Origin of the sequence: Novosphingobium guangzhouense, assembly GCF_002896965.1 — a bacterium.
Taxonomy (GTDB): domain Bacteria; phylum Pseudomonadota; class Alphaproteobacteria; order Sphingomonadales; family Sphingomonadaceae; genus Novosphingobium; species Novosphingobium guangzhouense.
The window spans coordinates 22,544-39,103 of record NZ_LYMM01000028.1 but is presented as its reverse complement, the minus strand read 5'-3'; the positions used below and the strand labels follow the sequence as shown (position 1 = coordinate 39,103).

The 16,560-nt window shown below is 65.5% G+C and carries 20 protein-coding genes; 19 read left to right on the top strand and 1 reads right to left on the bottom strand.

From position 1 onward, the window contains the following. Positions 1-49 precede the first annotated feature (49 nt). On the bottom strand, positions 50-412 hold the full coding sequence (locus A8V01_RS08920; protein WP_007406428.1) for a hypothetical protein: 363 nt from the start codon (positions 410-412) through the stop codon (positions 50-52). Between the two features lie 261 nt (positions 413-673). On the opposite strand from A8V01_RS08920, the gene A8V01_RS08915 reads away from it, so the two are divergent. The 19 genes from A8V01_RS08915 to A8V01_RS08830 all read left to right on the top strand — a co-directional run bounded on the left by A8V01_RS08915 (position 674) and on the right by A8V01_RS08830 (position 16,542). Then, positions 674-1,012 (top strand): hypothetical protein, encoded by a 339-nt coding sequence (locus A8V01_RS08915; protein WP_007406371.1) that lies wholly within the window; start codon positions 674-676, stop codon positions 1,010-1,012. 140 nt (positions 1,013-1,152) lie between these two features. Beyond that, positions 1,153-1,632: a heavy metal-responsive transcriptional regulator gene (locus A8V01_RS08910; RefSeq protein WP_007406417.1), complete on the top strand. Its 480-nt coding sequence runs from the start codon at positions 1,153-1,155 to the stop codon at positions 1,630-1,632. Continuing rightward, positions 1,629-1,850, top strand: a complete 222-nt coding sequence (locus A8V01_RS08905; protein WP_007406426.1) for a hypothetical protein — start codon at positions 1,629-1,631, stop codon at positions 1,848-1,850. The genes A8V01_RS08910 and A8V01_RS08905 overlap by 4 nt, the downstream gene beginning before the upstream one ends. A 59-nt stretch (positions 1,851-1,909) precedes the next feature. Continuing rightward, positions 1,910-2,230 carry a hypothetical protein gene (locus A8V01_RS08900; protein ID WP_007406382.1) on the top strand — a complete coding sequence of 107 codons (321 nt, stop codon included), beginning with the start codon at positions 1,910-1,912 and terminating at the stop codon, positions 2,228-2,230. Between the two features lie 23 nt (positions 2,231-2,253). After that, complete coding sequence (locus tag A8V01_RS08895) at positions 2,254-4,164, top strand: 2Fe-2S iron-sulfur cluster-binding protein (protein WP_103095545.1); 1,911 nt, start codon at positions 2,254-2,256, stop codon at positions 4,162-4,164. Beyond that, positions 4,164-4,892: a hypothetical protein gene (locus A8V01_RS08890; protein ID WP_007406424.1), complete on the top strand. Its 729-nt coding sequence runs from the start codon at positions 4,164-4,166 to the stop codon at positions 4,890-4,892. Before A8V01_RS08895 ends, A8V01_RS08890 begins: the two co-directional genes overlap by 1 nt. Beyond that, on the top strand, positions 4,889-5,611 hold the full coding sequence (locus tag A8V01_RS08885; RefSeq protein WP_007406380.1) for a hypothetical protein: 723 nt from the start codon (positions 4,889-4,891) through the stop codon (positions 5,609-5,611). Before A8V01_RS08890 ends, A8V01_RS08885 begins: the two co-directional genes overlap by 4 nt. Continuing rightward, positions 5,598-6,041, top strand: coding sequence for a DUF1622 domain-containing protein (locus A8V01_RS08880; RefSeq protein ID WP_103095544.1), 444 nt, complete (start codon positions 5,598-5,600; stop codon positions 6,039-6,041). The genes A8V01_RS08885 and A8V01_RS08880 overlap by 14 nt, the downstream gene beginning before the upstream one ends. A gap of 14 nt (positions 6,042-6,055) precedes the next feature. Then, positions 6,056-6,496: a four-helix bundle copper-binding protein gene (locus A8V01_RS08875; RefSeq protein WP_103095543.1), complete on the top strand. Its 441-nt coding sequence runs from the start codon at positions 6,056-6,058 to the stop codon at positions 6,494-6,496. 254 nt (positions 6,497-6,750) lie between these two features. After that, positions 6,751-7,062: a hypothetical protein gene (locus tag A8V01_RS29855; protein WP_483869998.1), complete on the top strand. Its 312-nt coding sequence runs from the start codon at positions 6,751-6,753 to the stop codon at positions 7,060-7,062. Next, positions 7,059-8,051 (top strand): glycoside hydrolase family 130 protein, encoded by a 993-nt coding sequence (locus tag A8V01_RS08870; RefSeq protein ID WP_483869997.1) that lies wholly within the window; start codon positions 7,059-7,061, stop codon positions 8,049-8,051. Before A8V01_RS29855 ends, A8V01_RS08870 begins: the two co-directional genes overlap by 4 nt. A gap of 228 nt (positions 8,052-8,279) precedes the next feature. Next, complete coding sequence (locus tag A8V01_RS08865) at positions 8,280-8,570, top strand: hypothetical protein (RefSeq protein ID WP_007406388.1); 291 nt, start codon at positions 8,280-8,282, stop codon at positions 8,568-8,570. A 318-nt stretch (positions 8,571-8,888) separates the two neighbouring features. Then, positions 8,889-9,290 carry a hypothetical protein gene (locus A8V01_RS28925; protein WP_015449265.1) on the top strand — a complete coding sequence of 134 codons (402 nt, stop codon included), beginning with the start codon at positions 8,889-8,891 and terminating at the stop codon, positions 9,288-9,290. Between the two features lie 147 nt (positions 9,291-9,437). Then, on the top strand, positions 9,438-9,767 hold the full coding sequence (locus tag A8V01_RS08855; RefSeq protein WP_004212674.1) for a hypothetical protein: 330 nt from the start codon (positions 9,438-9,440) through the stop codon (positions 9,765-9,767). A gap of 252 nt (positions 9,768-10,019) precedes the next feature. Next, complete coding sequence (locus tag A8V01_RS08850; protein WP_015449264.1) at positions 10,020-11,540, top strand: aldehyde dehydrogenase family protein; 1,521 nt, start codon at positions 10,020-10,022, stop codon at positions 11,538-11,540. 26 nt (positions 11,541-11,566) lie between these two features. Then, positions 11,567-12,592 carry an alcohol dehydrogenase AdhP gene (adhP, locus tag A8V01_RS08845; RefSeq protein WP_004212676.1) on the top strand — a complete coding sequence of 342 codons (1,026 nt, stop codon included), beginning with the start codon at positions 11,567-11,569 and terminating at the stop codon, positions 12,590-12,592. A 25-nt stretch (positions 12,593-12,617) separates the two neighbouring features. Further along, positions 12,618-14,324, top strand: a complete 1,707-nt coding sequence (locus A8V01_RS08840; RefSeq protein WP_015449263.1) for a copper resistance system multicopper oxidase — start codon at positions 12,618-12,620, stop codon at positions 14,322-14,324. Then, positions 14,321-15,307 (top strand): copper resistance protein B, encoded by a 987-nt coding sequence (locus tag A8V01_RS08835; RefSeq protein WP_015449262.1) that lies wholly within the window; start codon positions 14,321-14,323, stop codon positions 15,305-15,307. Before A8V01_RS08840 ends, A8V01_RS08835 begins: the two co-directional genes overlap by 4 nt. After that, positions 15,301-16,542, top strand: a complete 1,242-nt coding sequence (locus A8V01_RS08830) for an MFS transporter (RefSeq protein WP_015449261.1) — start codon at positions 15,301-15,303, stop codon at positions 16,540-16,542. The genes A8V01_RS08835 and A8V01_RS08830 overlap by 7 nt, the downstream gene beginning before the upstream one ends. Positions 16,543-16,560: the final 18 nt, after the last annotated feature.

The following is a 16,560-nucleotide window of genomic DNA, read 5'->3' as shown; positions in this document are numbered from 1 at the left end:
AACCGGGCGCGCACGCATCGATCGATGCGCGCAGCCCGAGCTCGTTCAATCAGGCAAGGCTGGTGGGAGGATCCGGCTCGGGCGCAACCGCCTTGCCGGTCAATATCGTGTCGGTCGTCCAGAAGCTGGGCGCGTCGTAGAGACGCGCAGGCGCAACGCCGCCTGCCAGGTCCGCTGCGACCAGCGGGATCACGCACCCCATCGCGGCGATGCAATCGAGCGTCAGGCCCTTGCAGGGCTTTTCGCTGGGCGCAGGCTGCTGCTTGGCCATCATCGCCATGCAGTCCGCATCCATGCCCTTGGCCAGCGGCGCGCCTGCCGCCTGCGGCACGCTGTGCGCGGCCGCCATCTGGGCTCCGAAGAGACCGGACAGCGCTCCGATGACGAGCAGGAGGGCGAGCAGGCGTTTCACGGGCCTCGATATCTAGCGGGTTTCGCGGGCGCAGCCAACCAAAGTCTCGCGCCGCGCGGATTTTGAAGTGCTGACGGCTGATTCCGTCAACTCCGCGTCAATAAAGATCCGGCCCGGGGAAGAAGATCGGCTGCGGCCTCTACGTATATCGAGGCTGGACCCGGGACCGTAGTCCCAAGCCTGAAGAGACGCTCTTCCCCTCGGCAAAGTCCGGGCGGTGGCTTACCATCCAAGGAGGTGAATATGGTCAGAAAAACTCTCATGGTCGCGCTTGCCGGCATTTCGATGCTTGCTGCCGTCCCCGCTATGGCCCAGGGCATCGGGCACAGCCTGTTCATGCGCGGCTCGATCGTCGACACGGGCAGCAACGGCACGGTCGTCTGCATCGGCAAGGCCGATGGCGCCGAGGTCGGCCAGAAGCTCGAGGTCTATCGCGTCGTGACCCATCCGGGTCCGTCCAAGGGCGTGGCGCCGACCTATCACCGCCAGCTCGTCGGCCATGTGACGATCGACCATATCTTTGACGATCACTTCGCGCACGTGTCCGTCGCCGACGGCACGCCTGCCAGGCACGACATCGTCGAGCTTCGCAAGAACTGACAAGCCGGTGGCCCGGCGGCACGGGCTGCCCTGCGACGCGTCGGGGCAGCGGGCCGCCGGCGACGAGGAGACCGTTCGGGGTCAAAGCGAAACCGCTTGACCCTGGACCATGGTCCAACCGGCATGATCGAGCGGATGACATGGGCAATTTCAAGATCGGCGAACTGGCCGCGGCCGCAGGCGTGGGGCGGGATACGATCCGCTATTATGAGCGGATGGGCCTGCTGCGCGAGCCCGCGCGCACGGCAGCGGGCTACAGGCTCTACGACGCGACCGACCTCGAGCGCGTCAATTTCATCCGCTCGGCGCAGGAGCTTGGTTTCACACTCGAACAGGCCCGGCAGCTGCTGGCGCTCAGGGCGTCGGACACCGCGCATGCCCAGGCCGTGCTCGATATCACGCTTGCCAAGATCGCGGACGCCGAAGCCCGGCTCGAGCGCCTGTCGGATATCCGCGACATGCTGCGGATGCTCGCCGACGAATGCCCGGGCGAAGTGCCGGTCTCCGATTGCCCGATCCTCGCCTTCCTGACGGCGCGGCGGAAAGACCAGCAGCATAACAAGAAACATCAGGCAGCGCAGGACGAACGATCACCACGAGCGAAAGGGGTTTTGTCATGAAGAAAATGCGTTTGATCGCCGTCCTCACGCCGGCGCTGCTTCTAGGCGCCTGTGTGACCACGCGGCCGACCTCGGCGCAGGTCGAGAGTTGCCGGGCGATGGAGGGCAATATGGGTCTCCAGACGCCGCATGATCATGGCGAGATGAAGGGGCAGGGGCGCAACCCGATGAACCTCTCGCACGACCGGTGTCTCCGGATTCTGCGCAGCGCGCAATGAGCCGGTCCGGACGCCAGGGATGGCGCCCGGACACAGTTTTCAAGCCAAGGAGCAAAGCCATGATCGACCATGCGAAGAAAGCCCTTCCACTTGTCGGCGGAAGCCTGTTGCTGGCGCTCGCGCTTTCGGGCTGCGACCGCCAGGCCGACCAGACGGTGCCGCCCGCGGCGAACAGCGTCGCCGCCACCCCGGTCCTGACCGACAGCGGCAACGCTGCAGACGCGGCGCCGATGGACGCGATGAGCAACCAGGCCGAGATGGAGCGGCATCACCGTCAGGCGATGGACCATGACGCGATGCGCGCCGGGGCCGGCAACCAGACCGCGCCGGCACCCGATCCCGCGCCGGGCAATGCGGCGATGCCGATGAAGGATATGTAGGCTCGCACACTAAGGGGATGAGGATGTCCAGGCGGATCAGCCTTCGACGCTTGAGCCTCGGCTGCGCAATCGCTCTCAGCCTGTCCGCGAGCGCGGGCGCGCAGGAGGGCGAGGATCATGCCGCGCATCATGGCGCAGGCATGCCGGCCGGCGGGGGCATGTCCGCACCGGCAGAGCCGGGGTCGTCGGACATGGCGAAGATGATGAACCCCATGATGGATCGCATGATCAATGGGGAAGGGGAGAATGAGCACGGCCACGAATCGCGCCGGACCGGCTTCATCTCGCAGCTGCTCGCCTTTCCCGCGCTTGACGAAGCGGCAAGGCAGCGGGTCGCTGCGCAGGCCGGCGAACGGGTAAGCACGGGTCTGGCGATGATCAACGCCGCCTCGGCCGACGGCGCGCGTGCGACCACGGTCTCGGCCCGGCTCGATGCGGCGCGGCGCCTGCGCGAGGGAACCGACCTGTTCCGCTCCGGCACCGCCGCGCAGGGCGCGATCGGGGGCTTGCAGCCGCCCCGGGAGGTCGGGCTTGCCTGGCTGCGCGATCAGCTCGACATCGACCAGGCCGCGCCCGGCCATGCCGATCACTGGTTCGGCATCTCGCCCTCGCACCTCCTTCTCATGCTGTTCCTGGGGCTGGTGAGCGCCACGCTTATCGCGCTGCAGATCTTCCGCCTGCGGCGGATCGGGGCGATCGCCGGCGGTGTCGCCACCGCCAAGGTTCCAGCAAAGCCGGAGCCGAAGGCTGCCCCTCCCGCTACCAGGGTTGCGCCCGCGCCTGCACCCGTTGCCGACAGCGCCGGGCTCGCGCCGAGCAATGCGGCCGCACCCGCTGGGGCGTCGCTGCGCAAGCCCAAAAGCTGGGCGGGGCAGCTGCGCGTGGTCCAGATCGTGCGAGAGACGCCGAGCGTGCTGACCTTCCGGCTCGCGGACCCGACCGCCGACCGGCTGCCGTTCGACTTCCTGCCGGGCCAGTTCCTGCAGGTCGAGGTAGAGCCCGAAGCGGGCAAGACCGCGCGCCGTTCCTACACGATCGCCTCTTCGCCGACCCAGCGGGCCTATGTCGAACTGACGGTCAAGCGCGAGGAGCAGGGCGTGGTCTCGCGATACCTGCACGACAAGGTCGTCGCCGACGATCTGCTGAAGGTCAGCGGACCGTTCGGCGCCTTCACCTTCACGGGAACGGATGCCCAGAGCATCGTGCTGATCGCGGGCGGGGTCGGCATCACCCCGATGATGTCGGTGCTGCGCTATCTCACCGACACCGCGTGGAAGGGTGATATCTTCTTCTTCTACGGCGCACGGTCGACCGAGGAATTCGTGTTCCGCGACGAGCTCGAGCGGCTCGAACGCCGTTTTCCCAACCTCCATGTCGTCGCCGCGATGCAGCGCGCGCCCGGCACCGTCTGGATGGGCCCCGAAGGGCCGATCACGCGCGAGATGATCCTGGCCGCGGTGCCGGAGATCGCGAGCCGGCGCATCCATATGTGCGGCCCGCCGGCGATGATGGGCGCGATGCGCGGCGTGCTGGCGGAACTCGGCGTCCCCGAAGCGCAGCTGCACACCGAGGCGTTCGGTCCGGCCTCGCTGCCGGCCGACCACGAGGATCTCGAGGTCAAGCCCGCGCCCCCGCCAGCGGATAAGCCGGCCCCGAGCGCCGAGGTGGCGCCGAGCACGGTGACCTTCTCCGTGTCGGGGGTGTCGGCGGCCTTGCCCGCGGACGAGACCGTGCTGGAGGCGGCCGAGGGCGCGGGCGTCGAGATCCCCTATGCATGCCGTGCGGGCACATGCGGCGCCTGCGTGGTCAAGCTGCTGCGGGGCGAAGTGACGATGGAGGTCGAATCCGGCCTTGCGCCCGCCGACAAGGCGCAAGGCTATGTGCTCGCGTGCCAGGCGAAGGGGACGGGCACGCCGCTCGTGGTCGAAGCCTGATGCGCGAACGCAGCGACATTGCCGTGGGCCTGCTGGTCGCGTTCCTGCTGCTGTTCCCGTTCGGCTATCTCGTGCATGTGTCGCCCCGCTTTCCGGGTAGCCTGGCCGGCGGGATCATCGGGATCGCAGCGCTCGTGCTGATGCTGCTGACGCTTCCTTATGTCGCGGCCAAGCACATCGCCTGGGTCGACAAGGCGCTCTCCCGGGTCGTCAGCAAGCCAACCCTGCTCGCCATCCACATCTATGCCGGCGTGCTGGCGCCGATCCTGGGTCTGGTCCACGCCGCGCACAAGCTCGAAAGCCCGGTCGGCCTGCTTCTGACCGTCCTCCTGCTGATGACGGTCATCACCGGCTTCATCGGCCGCTACCTGCTTGCCCAGCTTGGTCGGGCGCTGCGCGGACGCAGGTCAGAACTGGCCTCGCTTCGCGCCGCCTTCCTCGAGGAGCCGGCGGCGCCGACGCAGGCCGATACCGCAGCCCCGCCGCTGTCGGGCTGGAAGCGCTATCTGTTCGTCGCCGGGGATGCGTCCGCGGGCCAGCGCCCCCAGGACAAGGCGGGGATCGCCGCAGCGCTGGCCGATACCGAATTCGCGATCCGTGCCGAAGAGGCAACCAACACCCTGTTCGCGCGGTGGCGGTTCCTGCACATCCTGCTGGGCTGTCTCATCTTCGCGCTGCTCGCGCTCCACGTCGGCGCGGCGATCTATTACGGGCTGCGCTGGCTATGAGCTGGCAGCGTCTTTCCTACGCCGTCTTCATCGCAGCCCTGCTGGTGATGGTCGCCGCGGTCGCGATCCGGATGCGATCGGACGCGCCGAGGGATGCCGGCCTGGTGGCGCAGCTCGTCTCGCCCGGCCCGCTCTCGAGCGCGCACCAGTCCTTTGCCGGCCAATGCACGGCCTGCCACACGCCGGGCAAGGGCGTCGAAACCCGGACCTGTCTCACCTGCCATGCGGGCACCGATTTCGGGACGAAGCAGTCGACGCAGTTCCACGCGAAAGCGACGCAGTGCACCTCCTGCCACGTCGAACATGAGGGAGAGCGCGGCATCATCCGCATGGATCACGCCGCGTTGCTCGACATGGCGAAGTGGCGGCAGCCTTTGGCGGGCATGTCGACAAACACTCGAAGCCTGACCCCCGAGACCGCGCTCAATTGCGCGAGCTGCCATGCGTTCCGCGATCCGCACCAGGGCCTGTTCGGCACCGACTGCGCGAGCTGCCACAAGACCGACAGCTGGAAGATCGCCAATTACCGCCATCCATCGGTCAATTCGACGCAGTGCGCCGAGTGCCACAAGGCGCCGCCGAGTCACTTCATGGAGCATTTCAGCATGGTCTCGCAGCGCGCAGCCGGATCGAAGGCGCGCGTCGACCAATGCTATGCCTGTCACGCCACCGACAGCTTCAACAATATCCGCAAGCGAGGCTGGTATGATCACCATTGAGGCCGACTGGCTGAGCGCCTTCTTCCGGCTCGCGGTGATCGGCCTGGAACTGGCGGGCACGCTGACCATCCTGGTCGGCGCGGGGCTCGCAACCTTTCTGTTTGCGCGGCGGGCGAGGGCGGGCGACCGAACCGAGGCCTATAGCGCGTTCCGCTCGGCGCTCGGCCGCAGCATCCTGCTCGGCCTGGAATTTCTGGTCGCCGGCGACATCGTCAAGTCGCTGGTGATCAACCCAACGCTCGACGATCTCATCGTTCTGGCCGGGCTGGTGCTGGTGCGGACCTTCCTGAGCATCTCGCTCGGGGTCGAGATCAACGGCCACTGGCCCTGGGAGGAAACCCGGATGGCGCGGGAGAAGGCGCGTGCGGCGTCGGATGGGTCGCCTGCGACGGCTGAGGCCGCCGGATGCGGCCCAGCGCTCAAGGGATAGCAGATGGGAGGTGCATGATGATCGAGAGACGCGAATTGCTGATGGCCGGCGCCGGCCTTGCCGCCGCCGGAACGCTGGCTGTGCCGGCGGCGGCGCAGCAGCATCGAATGGAAGGGATGGCGATGTCGATGACGGACTGCATCGACGATTGCGTGGCTTCGCACCGCATGTGCCTGGAAACCGCCGCTTGGCTGACGAAGCAAGGCGGCGCGTCAGCTACGGCGTCGCTGATCGCCATGCTGAACGACTGTGCGGAACTGTGCCAGGCGACCGCCAACTCGATGCTGCGGGAATCTGCCCTGCACCGCATCGTCTGCCGCGCCTGCGCCGACGCTTGCGAGCGCTGCGCCGAGGAATGCGGACGCCATAGCGCGCACCAGCGGATCGCGCGTTGCTCGGCCACCTGCAAGAAATGCGCGGCGAGCTGCCGAACGATGGCGGACATGTCGAGCTGAGCGGCGCGCTTCGCACGTGCCCCACATAGTCACGTTCAGGCCAGAGCCCCCGGTCACAGCTTGTGTGTCCGACAACTACGCCAGGACAGCGATCATGGCACGTGGCACAAAGTCCGAGTATCCGGCAACGGCGGAAATCATCGCACCCGCCATCGCCGGAGCCTTCCGTGCCGCCACCCGATAGTCGGGTAATGCCGAGCACCATCTTTACGATTGCGTGAACGCTCCACGGTCGATCTGTATTGGAGAAGTCAGTGTCAACCGCCGAATTTGTCAACCGGCTACCCGAATTGCTCCGCCCCAATCCAGCAAGGGTAGTGATCAGACCCTATATGCCGTCGACGGAAACCTATAAATATGCGGTACCGGATCAGCCACGTGCGCAGCGCATCGCCGACCGCGTCCTGGCGCTCGACCCAGCATCGCTCCACGATGAGTTGCAACGCATTCTTGATGATTTCTCGGGAAGGCATCGTGAGGTTCCGTCCCTGTTTTTGCGGCGGTTCCACGAGTTTATGGCATCATCGTCTGTGATTGCGAGGTCACCCATGAACAGGCGCTCTTGATCGGTGCCCATTTTTGCAACGAATATTCCTATGAGGCAGCAGCGCTTTTCAATCCGAGCATCGTCCTGCATCCTGATCAGTCTGCTGTACCTGAAAACTCTCTCCGATTCATTCTTTCCCTGCGAGGCGTGGGCGAGGGGCATATCTCCTCCGTCACCTTTCGCACCGGGTTTTGCGCCGCGGACGGAACCATAGCAATCAATCCTCCGAGCCCCATGCCGCTCGTGCTGGAGACTGAAAACATCTCCGGCGAGGACGGGCCGGACGCGGGCATTCGGATCAAGTGCGATGGCAGCCACGATCTCTCGGAGATCGTGATCTTTCCGACAACCCCCAGCCAGCGTGGTGGCATCGAAGACCTTCGCTTGGTCCGCTTCCTGGACGACGATGGCCGAGCCACCTATTTCGGTACATATACGGCATTTAGCGGCCAGTCCGTCCGGCAGGAGTTGTTGTCCACGCCGGACTTCCGGACATTCGAACTCAGACCGCTGCGTGGGGATGCCACCGGTAGCAAGGGCATGGCGCTTTTCCCCCGACGCATTGCCGGGCACTTTGCCATGCTTGGGCGCGAGGATAACGAAAATATCTGGTTCCTGACGTCCGCGGACATTCACGACTGGAGTGGCGGAGCGAAAGCCATCGAACCTCGCTGGCCTTGGGAGTTTGTCCAGATCGGTAATTGCGGATCGCCGATCGAGATCGACGAAGGCTGGCTGGTCGTAACTCATGGAGTCGGCGCCGTTCGGAACTATTGCATCGGGGCGTGCCTGCTGGACCGTGACGATCCCTCGAAGCTGCTGGCGCGGACGAAGCTACCGCTTTTGCGGTCGGACATGGATGAGCGCGAAGGTTATGTGCCAAACGTAGCCTACAGCTGCGGCGCGATGGTACATAATCGGGTGCTGGTACTGCCTTATGCCATTGCTGACAGCTTCACCACTTTTGCCACTATTCCTCTCGAGCGTCTGCTGGCCGCCATGGATTAGTCACTGTTGCCGACCTGTCCTGCTCTCGAGTCCGAACCATAGTTACACATCGGCACAACAACGATGCCAGTGCGATAATTTATGGCCATCTCAGAGACGGACTTCGCACATTACGTATACAGCAAGGCGGAAGGTGACACCATTTCACGGGCAAGCTCCGGAAGGGGCGACAATCGACCGGGCATATGCTCGATCGAACGGGAAACCCAGACTTGAAGGAATGGATACTTGCGCAAGAAGACGGCAATGATCGCTTCGCTCGCAGCTCTCGGCTTCCTCGCCGTCAGTGCCGGACCGGTGCTGGCGGACGGGATGCCGCCGGGCATGCCCGATCTTGAGGAGACCCTCAAGGCCAGGCCGGCGCCTGCCCAGCCCGATCCTGCCCACATGCAGGGCATGGCTCACGGTAAGGAGCAGATGCACGGCCAGATGATGCAGGGCCATCGAATGGCGATGCGGGATTCGCAGGACCAGGACGGCGCCTCCGGCATGTCACACAGGTCGGACGGTGGTTGCTGACCCTGCCATCATTCCATCAGACGACAAGGTTGACGGACAAGATCATGGCCGCTTTCAACCGAAGCCTTGGTCCGCCGTTCCCACGGCGGGCCAATCGCTTTTCTGGCCGGTCTCAGGACGAGAAAACCAGGCCGGGTCACATTTTTGATCGATCCCGGATCATCATTTTACGCGCCTGCTCCAGCAGGCACACGGCCGATCGGATATCGATTCGTAACTTACGTATACAGACAGCGTCTCGCTAGCAGCATTGAAGCTTCGGAATTGCCGGGATCGGAACGTCGATCGGGCAACAGGAAGAACACTCGGAGACCCTCAATGCGACAGACGACATTTCTCGCGGCGCCCGTCAGCCTCTTCGCGACGCTAACCTTCGCCGCCGGCACCGCTCTCGCCCAGTCGACGCCCGCGCCCGCGCAGGCTGCGCCGGCCCATGCCCACCAGCAGGGCATGGATCATGGCGGGCAGCAGATGCACGATCAGATGATGAAGGATCATCAGGCCGGCGCGCAGAAGCAGCAGGGGCAACCGGCCCAGCAGGATCAACAGGGCATGTCGGGGATGGCCGGCATGTCCGGCGGCTCGCCTGCATCGAACGGCTCGGGCATGGCCGGTAAGGCGAAGAGTGGCTGCTGCAAGATGCCGATGAAGAAGGCCAAGCCGGCGGCGAAGAAGAAGACCGCCAAGCCCATGGCCGACAAGCCGATGAGCGACATGTGAGGTTTCCAGCCCCGAGAACAGACCCCAGGGGCTGAGGGCCCGCCGTTCCCCCGCGGCGGGCCAGTTCTTTGACGATGCCCAGCGTCGCCCCGTGCTCCCAGCTTTCAAAACCGGGTCCGAGCGTCTGACTTGACAGAGGAAACAGCGATGCGAAAACATCTTGGCGTCGGTGCTGCTGTTGGCTTTCTGCTCTTTGGCAGCACGCCGCTCCTCGCACAGGGTATCGGCCATAGCTTGTTCATGCGCGGCAAGATCGTCCGTATGGATGCGGGCGGCACAGTGGCCTGCCTGGGTAAGGCCGATGGCGCGCACATCGGGCAGATACTCGAAGTCTATCACGCAACGCCGCGCCACCGCCGTCTTGTCGGTCATGTCGAAGTCGACCAGATTTTCGACGACCATTATGCTCATTTCCGCGTGAGGGACGGGACGCTTCAGAAAGGCGATTGGGTGAGCCTAAAGCGCGTCCGGGCGTAACGCCAGAATTGGAATGCCAAGCGCCGCCCTCGCCAAAAGAAGACTCGGCCGAGTAACGCCTGTCTCGGCATAATTCCGATCAGGCGTGCGCGAATACGTTCAGGAGTCGATGAATAGTCATCGGCTCTGTTGGCGTGTCTGACCCTCAAGCCCGCGACCCCGATACCAGACTACCTTCTGCGGAACTTACTTATAGGCCACCCGGGCAAAGAGATTACTCCGTCAGGCCATCGATAGAGATGGAGTCAGGTTATGTTCGAGAAGGCGATCGGGACCATTAACGCGGCGGCCTCCTTCCGACACCGCTATGATAATTTCATCGGAGGCCGCTGGAGCGCTCCTGCGGGCGGCGAGTATTTCGCCGACACGAGCCCGATCAATGGCGCCCAGATCGCAGAGTTCGCGCTGTCGACGCCGGAAGATGTCGAGCGCGCGCTCGATGCGGCGCACGCCGCCAAGGATCAATGGGCAAGGATCGCGCCCGCCGAACGCGCCAGGATTCTCAATCGCGTCGCCGACCGGCTCGAAGACAATCTGGAGTTGCTGGCACTTGCCGAGACGATCGACAATGGCAAGCCGATCCGCGAGACGCGCGCTGCCGACGTGCCGCTCGCGATCGACCATTTCCGCTACTTCGCCGGCTGCATCCGGGCGGAGGAAGGCGGCATCTCGACGATCGATGCGGACACCATCGCCTATCATTTCCGCGAGCCGCTCGGCGTCGTCGGCCAGATCATCCCGTGGAACTTCCCGCTGCTGATGGCGGCGTGGAAGATCGCCCCGGCGCTGGCGGCGGGCAACTGCACCGTCATCAAACCCGCATCCCAGACGCCGCTCACCTTGCTGATGTTCGCCGAGCTCACCGCCGACATCCTGCCGCCCGGCGTGCTCAATGTCGTTACCGGCCCGGGACGGACCGTTGGCCAGGCGATCGCCGCCAATCCGCGCATCGCCAAGGTCTCGTTCACCGGCGAGACCGTCACCGGCAAGCAGATCATGCACGCCGCGGCGGACCATCTGATCCCCCAGACGATGGAGCTTGGCGGCAAGTCGCCCAACATCTTCATGGCGGACGTGCTCGACGAGGACGATGCCTTCTTCGACAAGGCGCTCGAAGGCTTTACTTTGTTCGCCTTCAACAAGGGCGAGGTCTGTACCTGCCCGTCGCGCGCCCTGATCCATGAGTCGATCTTCGACCGCTTCATCGAGCGCGCCGTGGCGCGCGTCGCCGCGATCCGCCAGGGCGATCCGCTCGACCCGTCGGTCCAGGTCGGCGCGCAGGCGTCGGAGGACCAGCTCCACAAGATCCTGGGCTATATCGATATCGGCAAGGCCGAGGGCGCGCAGTGTCTGGTCGGTGGCGCCAGGGCGCTGCCGGGCGGTGCGCTCGACCAGGGCTATTTCGTGCAGCCGACCGTGTTCGTGGGTCAGAACCACATGCGCATCTTCCAGGAGGAGATCTTCGGTCCCGTCCTGTCGGTCACCACGTTCAAGACGGTCGAGGAGGCGATCGCACTTGCCAATGACACCGCCTACGGTCTTGGCGCGGGCGTCTGGACCCGGAGCGGCAACACCGCCTACCGGCTCGGCCGCGCGATCGAGGCCGGGCGGGTCTGGACCAACTGCTATCATCAGTACCCCGCCCATGCCGCCTTCGGCGGATACAAGGCATCGGGCTTCGGGCGTGAAAACCACCGGATGATGCTCGATCATTATCAGCAGACCAAGAATCTGCTCGTCTCCTATGACGAGCACGCGCTCGGCCTATTCTGACCCCCCGCTTAAAAGGAGAAACGGACATGGCGAAAACCATGAAGGCGGCGGTCGTCCGCGAATTTGGCAAGCCCCTGGTCATCGAGGACGCGCCGATCCCGACGGTCGGCCCCGGGCAGGTCCTGGTCAAGATTGCGGCAACCGGCGTGTGCCATACCGACCTGCACGCGGCAGAAGGGGACTGGCCGGTCAAGCCCAACCCGCCCTTCATTCCTGGCCATGAGGGCGTCGGGCATGTCGCCGCCGTTGGTGCCGGCGTCACCCATGTGAAGGAAGGCGACCGGGTCGGTGTGCCCTGGCTCTACACCGCCTGCGGGCACTGCGTGCATTGCCTGGGTGGCTGGGAGACGCTTTGCCACGAACAGCAGAACACCGGCTATTCGGTCAATGGCAGCTTTGCCGAATATGTCCTCGCCGATCCCAACTATGTTGGTCACCTTCCCGACAATGTCGACTTCCTCGACATTGCGCCGATCCTCTGCGCGGGCGTCACCGTCTACAAGGGATTGAAGGCCACCGAGGCCCGACCCGGCGAGTGGGTGGTCGTCTCCGGCATTGGCGGGCTCGGCCACATGGCGGTGCAATATGCCCGAGCCATGGGTCTCAATGTGGCCGCGGTCGACATCGACGATAGCAAGCTCGACCTCGCTACACGCCTTGGCGCCACACTGACGGTCAACGCGCGCAACGAGGACCCTTCGGCAGCGCTCAAGAAAGCCATTGGCGGCGCGCACGGGGCGCTGGTGACCGCCGTTTCGCCCAAGGCGTTCCAGCAGGCGCTCGGCATGGTCCGGCGCGGCGGCACGGTCGCGCTCAACGGCCTGCCGCCGGGCGACTTCCCGTTGTCGATCTTCGACACCGTGCTGAACGGCATTACCGTGCGCGGCTCGATCGTCGGCACGCGGCTCGATCTGCTCGAGGCACTGGCGTTCGCCGGCGAGGGCAAGGTCAAGGCCACGGTCCATGCAGACAAGCTGGAGAACATCAACGACGTCTTCTCCCGCATGCATCATGGCGACATCGAGGGCCGGATCGTCCTCGACCTCGCCTGAAGCCGACTTCGCGAAAGTACAGTTCATGTCTCCCTTACATATCCGGCCGATCGCGCGGCGCCGTTTCGTCCAGGGGCTGGCGATCGGCGGCGCGGTCGCCGGTTTCGCCCCGGCGCTTCTCGCGCGATCCGCACCAACCTTGCCCGCTGAGCTGAGCGGGACCGAGTTCGACCTCGAGATCGCCGAGCTGCCGGTCAACTTCACCGGCAAACGCCGTATCGCGACCGCCGTGAACGGCAGCGTGCCCGCGCCGGTCCTGCGCCTGCGCGAAGGCGACACGGTCACGCTGCGCGTACGCAACGGCCTCAAGGAGATGTCGAGCATCCATTGGCACGGCATCATCGTGCCGGCGGAGATGGACGGCGTGCCCGGCATCAGCTTTGCCGGCATCGCGCCGGGCGAGACCTTCACCTATCGCTTCGAGGTCCGCCAGAGCGGAACCTACTGGTATCACGCTCACACGCTCGCCGAGCAGACGGGACTCTATGGAGCGATCATCGTGGAGCCAAAACAGGTGCCGACGGCGCGGGCGCCCGATCGCGACTATTGCATCGTGCTCAGCGACTGGTCGGACGAGCCGCCGCTGCAGATCTTCCTCAATCTCAAGAAGCAGAGCAGCTACTATAATTTTGCGCAGCCGACCGCCGGCGATTTCCTCAAGGATGTCGGCACCATGGGCTTGGGCAAGGCGCTCGAGCGGCGGCGGATGTGGAACAGCTCGCGGATGAACCCGACCGACTACAGCGATGTCTCTGCCGCGACCTACACCTATCTGATGAACGGCGCGCCGCCCGCCGGCAACTGGACCGGTATCGCCGCGCCCGGCGAGCGCGTGCGCCTGCGCTTCGTCGGCGCGGGGACGGCGACGTTCTTCGACGTGCGGATCCCCGGGGTCGAGCTGACGGTCGTATCGACCGACGGGCAGCCGGTCGAGCCGGTCACGGTCGAGGAATTCCGGATCGGCCCGGGCGAGACCTACGACGTCGAGTTCACCATGCCCGAGGGCGGCGCCCGCACCATCTTCGCGCAGGCGATCGATCGGAGCGGCTATGCGCGTGGCACGATCGCACCGGCCCCGGGCATGGCGGCAGCCGTGCCGCCGCTCGATGCCCGGACCTGGCTCGAGCCGGTCGACATGATGGGCGCGATGGCGACGATGGGCGCAATGGGAGGCGACGCGCATGCCGGGCACGGCATGACCGAGATGCCGGCCAGGGCACGGCACGCCCGCACCGAATATGGCGCCAATACCGACATGCGCGTCGACTATCCGCGCACCAATCTCGACGATCCCGGCGCCGGGCTGCGCGGGCGCGGCTGGCGCGTGCTGACGCTGGCCGATCTGCGCACGCCGGGCGGCGATCCCGACCCGCGCGAGCCCGAGCGCGACATCGAGCTGCATCTGACGGGCAATATGGAACGGTTCATCTGGTCGCTCGACGGCATCAAGCTCAACGATTCCAGGCCGCTTCATTTCAAGCCAAACGAGCGGCTGCGCGTCACCTTCGTCAACGACACGATGATGGCGCATCCGATGCATCTGCACGGCATGTGGAGCGATGTCGAAGGCCCGGACGGCGCCTTCCAGGTCCGCAAGCATACGGTCGTGGTCCAGCCCGCCCAGCGGGTGAGCTTCCGCGTCACCGCCGACGCCATGGGCCGATGGGCCTTCCACTGCCATCTGCTCTATCACATGGCGGCCGGCATGTTCCGGGAGGTGGTGGTCGCATGATCCGGATTTTCCCCTCGCGCGGCATCGCTCTTGGCGCTGCCCTCTTCCTGGCGCCGGCGATCACGGCTCCCGCCCTCGCGCAGGATGCCTCGCCCCCGTCGCCCGCCGCCACCCCTGCCCAAACGGCCACTCCCGCTCAGCACACCCCTTCCGCGCAAGGCTCTCAGGACCATGCGGGCATGGACATGCCGGGCATGGATATGACCGACACGAAGGCGTCCGGTAACGGCGCCACGATGGACATGGGCTCGATGCAGGGCGGCCAGGCCCCGCCGGACGCGCGCAACTCGGACGATTATGCCGACGGCTACCGCAACTCGACGCTGCCGGGCTATGAGATGGCCGACAAGCTCTCAATCCCCAAGATACTTGTCGATGAGCTTGAGTTCACCAGCGGCAACGAGGGTCAGGGCGTGGGCTGGACCGTGCTCGTCACCAAGGGTCAGGACAATGACAAGCTCTGGCTGCGCAGCCAGGGGCTCAAGAACTCCCGCGACCAACGTCTCGATCCGGAGAGCAGCGTCGAGGCGCTGTGGTGGCACAGCAAGAACCCGTTCTGGGGCACGCTGCTCGGGGTCAGGCAGGATCTCGGCAAGGGTGCGACCACCTGGCTGGCCGCCGGCGTCGAGGGACTGGCGCCCTATTGGTTCGACGTCCAGCTCACCGGCTATGTAGGAACCGATGGGCGTCTCGCGGCGCGCGCCAAGGCGTCCTATGAGGTCTTGTTCACCAATCGGTTGATCCTTACGCCGCAGGTGGAGACCAATATCTATTCGAAGCGGTCGAGCGATCGGCAGCTCGGCAGCGGCTTCAGCAATGTCGAGCTGAGCGGACGGTTGCGCTACGAGGTGTCGCGCAAGTTCGCGCCCTATATCGGCTTCGTCTGGGAGCGCGCATTTGACGGCACGGCCGATTTCCGTCGCCTGCGCGGGGAAGGGCCTTCCGAACACAGGCTGGTGATCGGCTTGCGCGCCTGGTGGTGATCCGCGGATGGCCACTCGAGGGGTCGACCGCGAACGCGCCGCGTGACAAGGCTGGATCGCAAGCCAACGGTCGCTGGCCGGCCTCCTTTTTCGTCTTGTTGCTCGCGGCGGCTGCGGCGTCGGCGGGACAGACGGCCATTCTCGCCTTCCTTCCGGCACTGGTCGACCCGGCTCGTGGCGCGCTATCGTCAAGCGCTCATGATTTTCATGTCGCGAGCCTGACCGCGGTCCATCCCCTGGCAGCCTTGCTGGCGGCGCCGCTCTGGGGCTGGATCGCGGACCGGGTCGACTATCGGGCGATGTTGCGCGCAGCGCTGGTCATCCTCGCCCTGGTGACCGCGCCGATCGGCCTCGTCGGGCTGCCTGAGCTTTATGCATTGCGCCTGGTGGCGGGGATGGCGTCGGCCGCCATCATACCGTTGGGCTTGCTCTGCGCGAGCTTTGCCGCAAACGAGCGCGCGGACCAGGCGCGGCGCTTCACCTGGCTGACCGCCTTCTTGTTTCTGGGCGATCTCGCCGGTCCGCTGGTGGCGGAGGTCTCGGCCGCGATCCTGCCCCGCGCTCCCCTCATGATCCTCGCTTTCGGCATCGGTGCCGTCGGGGCGGCGCTTTGCGCCGTGCGTCTGCCGCGCTGGTGTGCACCTTGCATCGATGGCGGAGACCTGCCCGCGCCGACGCTCGGCGCGACGCTGATCCTGCTTTTCGTCACGATCGTCGCGGGCGGCGGGCTGGCGGCGATGCATGTCAATCTTCTGGTGACGCGGAGCGTCATTTCGCTGAGCCGCGAAGAGATCGCCTGGATGCTCAGTCTCTGCGGATTGGGCATGCTGGCAGCACAGATCTTCCATGCGAGGCTCGATTGGCTGGTGACCATGCCGAGGCGGCTTGCGGGGCTGACGCTCGGCCTGCTGGCTGCGGCGCTCTTCCTGTTCCCTGTCGCCGCGAGCATGGCCGAACTCAGTGGGATCATCGTTGCTGCCGGCTGGAGCTCGGCAACCCTTCGATTGGTCACCAGCTTCTGGATCAGCGGTGCGGCAGCCCCTTCGGGTCTGAAGCTCGGTCTCCAGCATTCCGCCGCCAGCATCGGGCAGGCGCTCGCGCCGCTGGCGATCGCCGTCGTCGCTCCCGGGGCGCAGCACTTAGTCTTGTGGGGGATTGGTGGTCTGTCGCTGGCGCTGCTTGTGTCCTTGCCGCTCGCCTGGAGGCCGCGCGCCATCGTGAAATCTTCAGCGTGATGAGGGGTAGGGGGCATC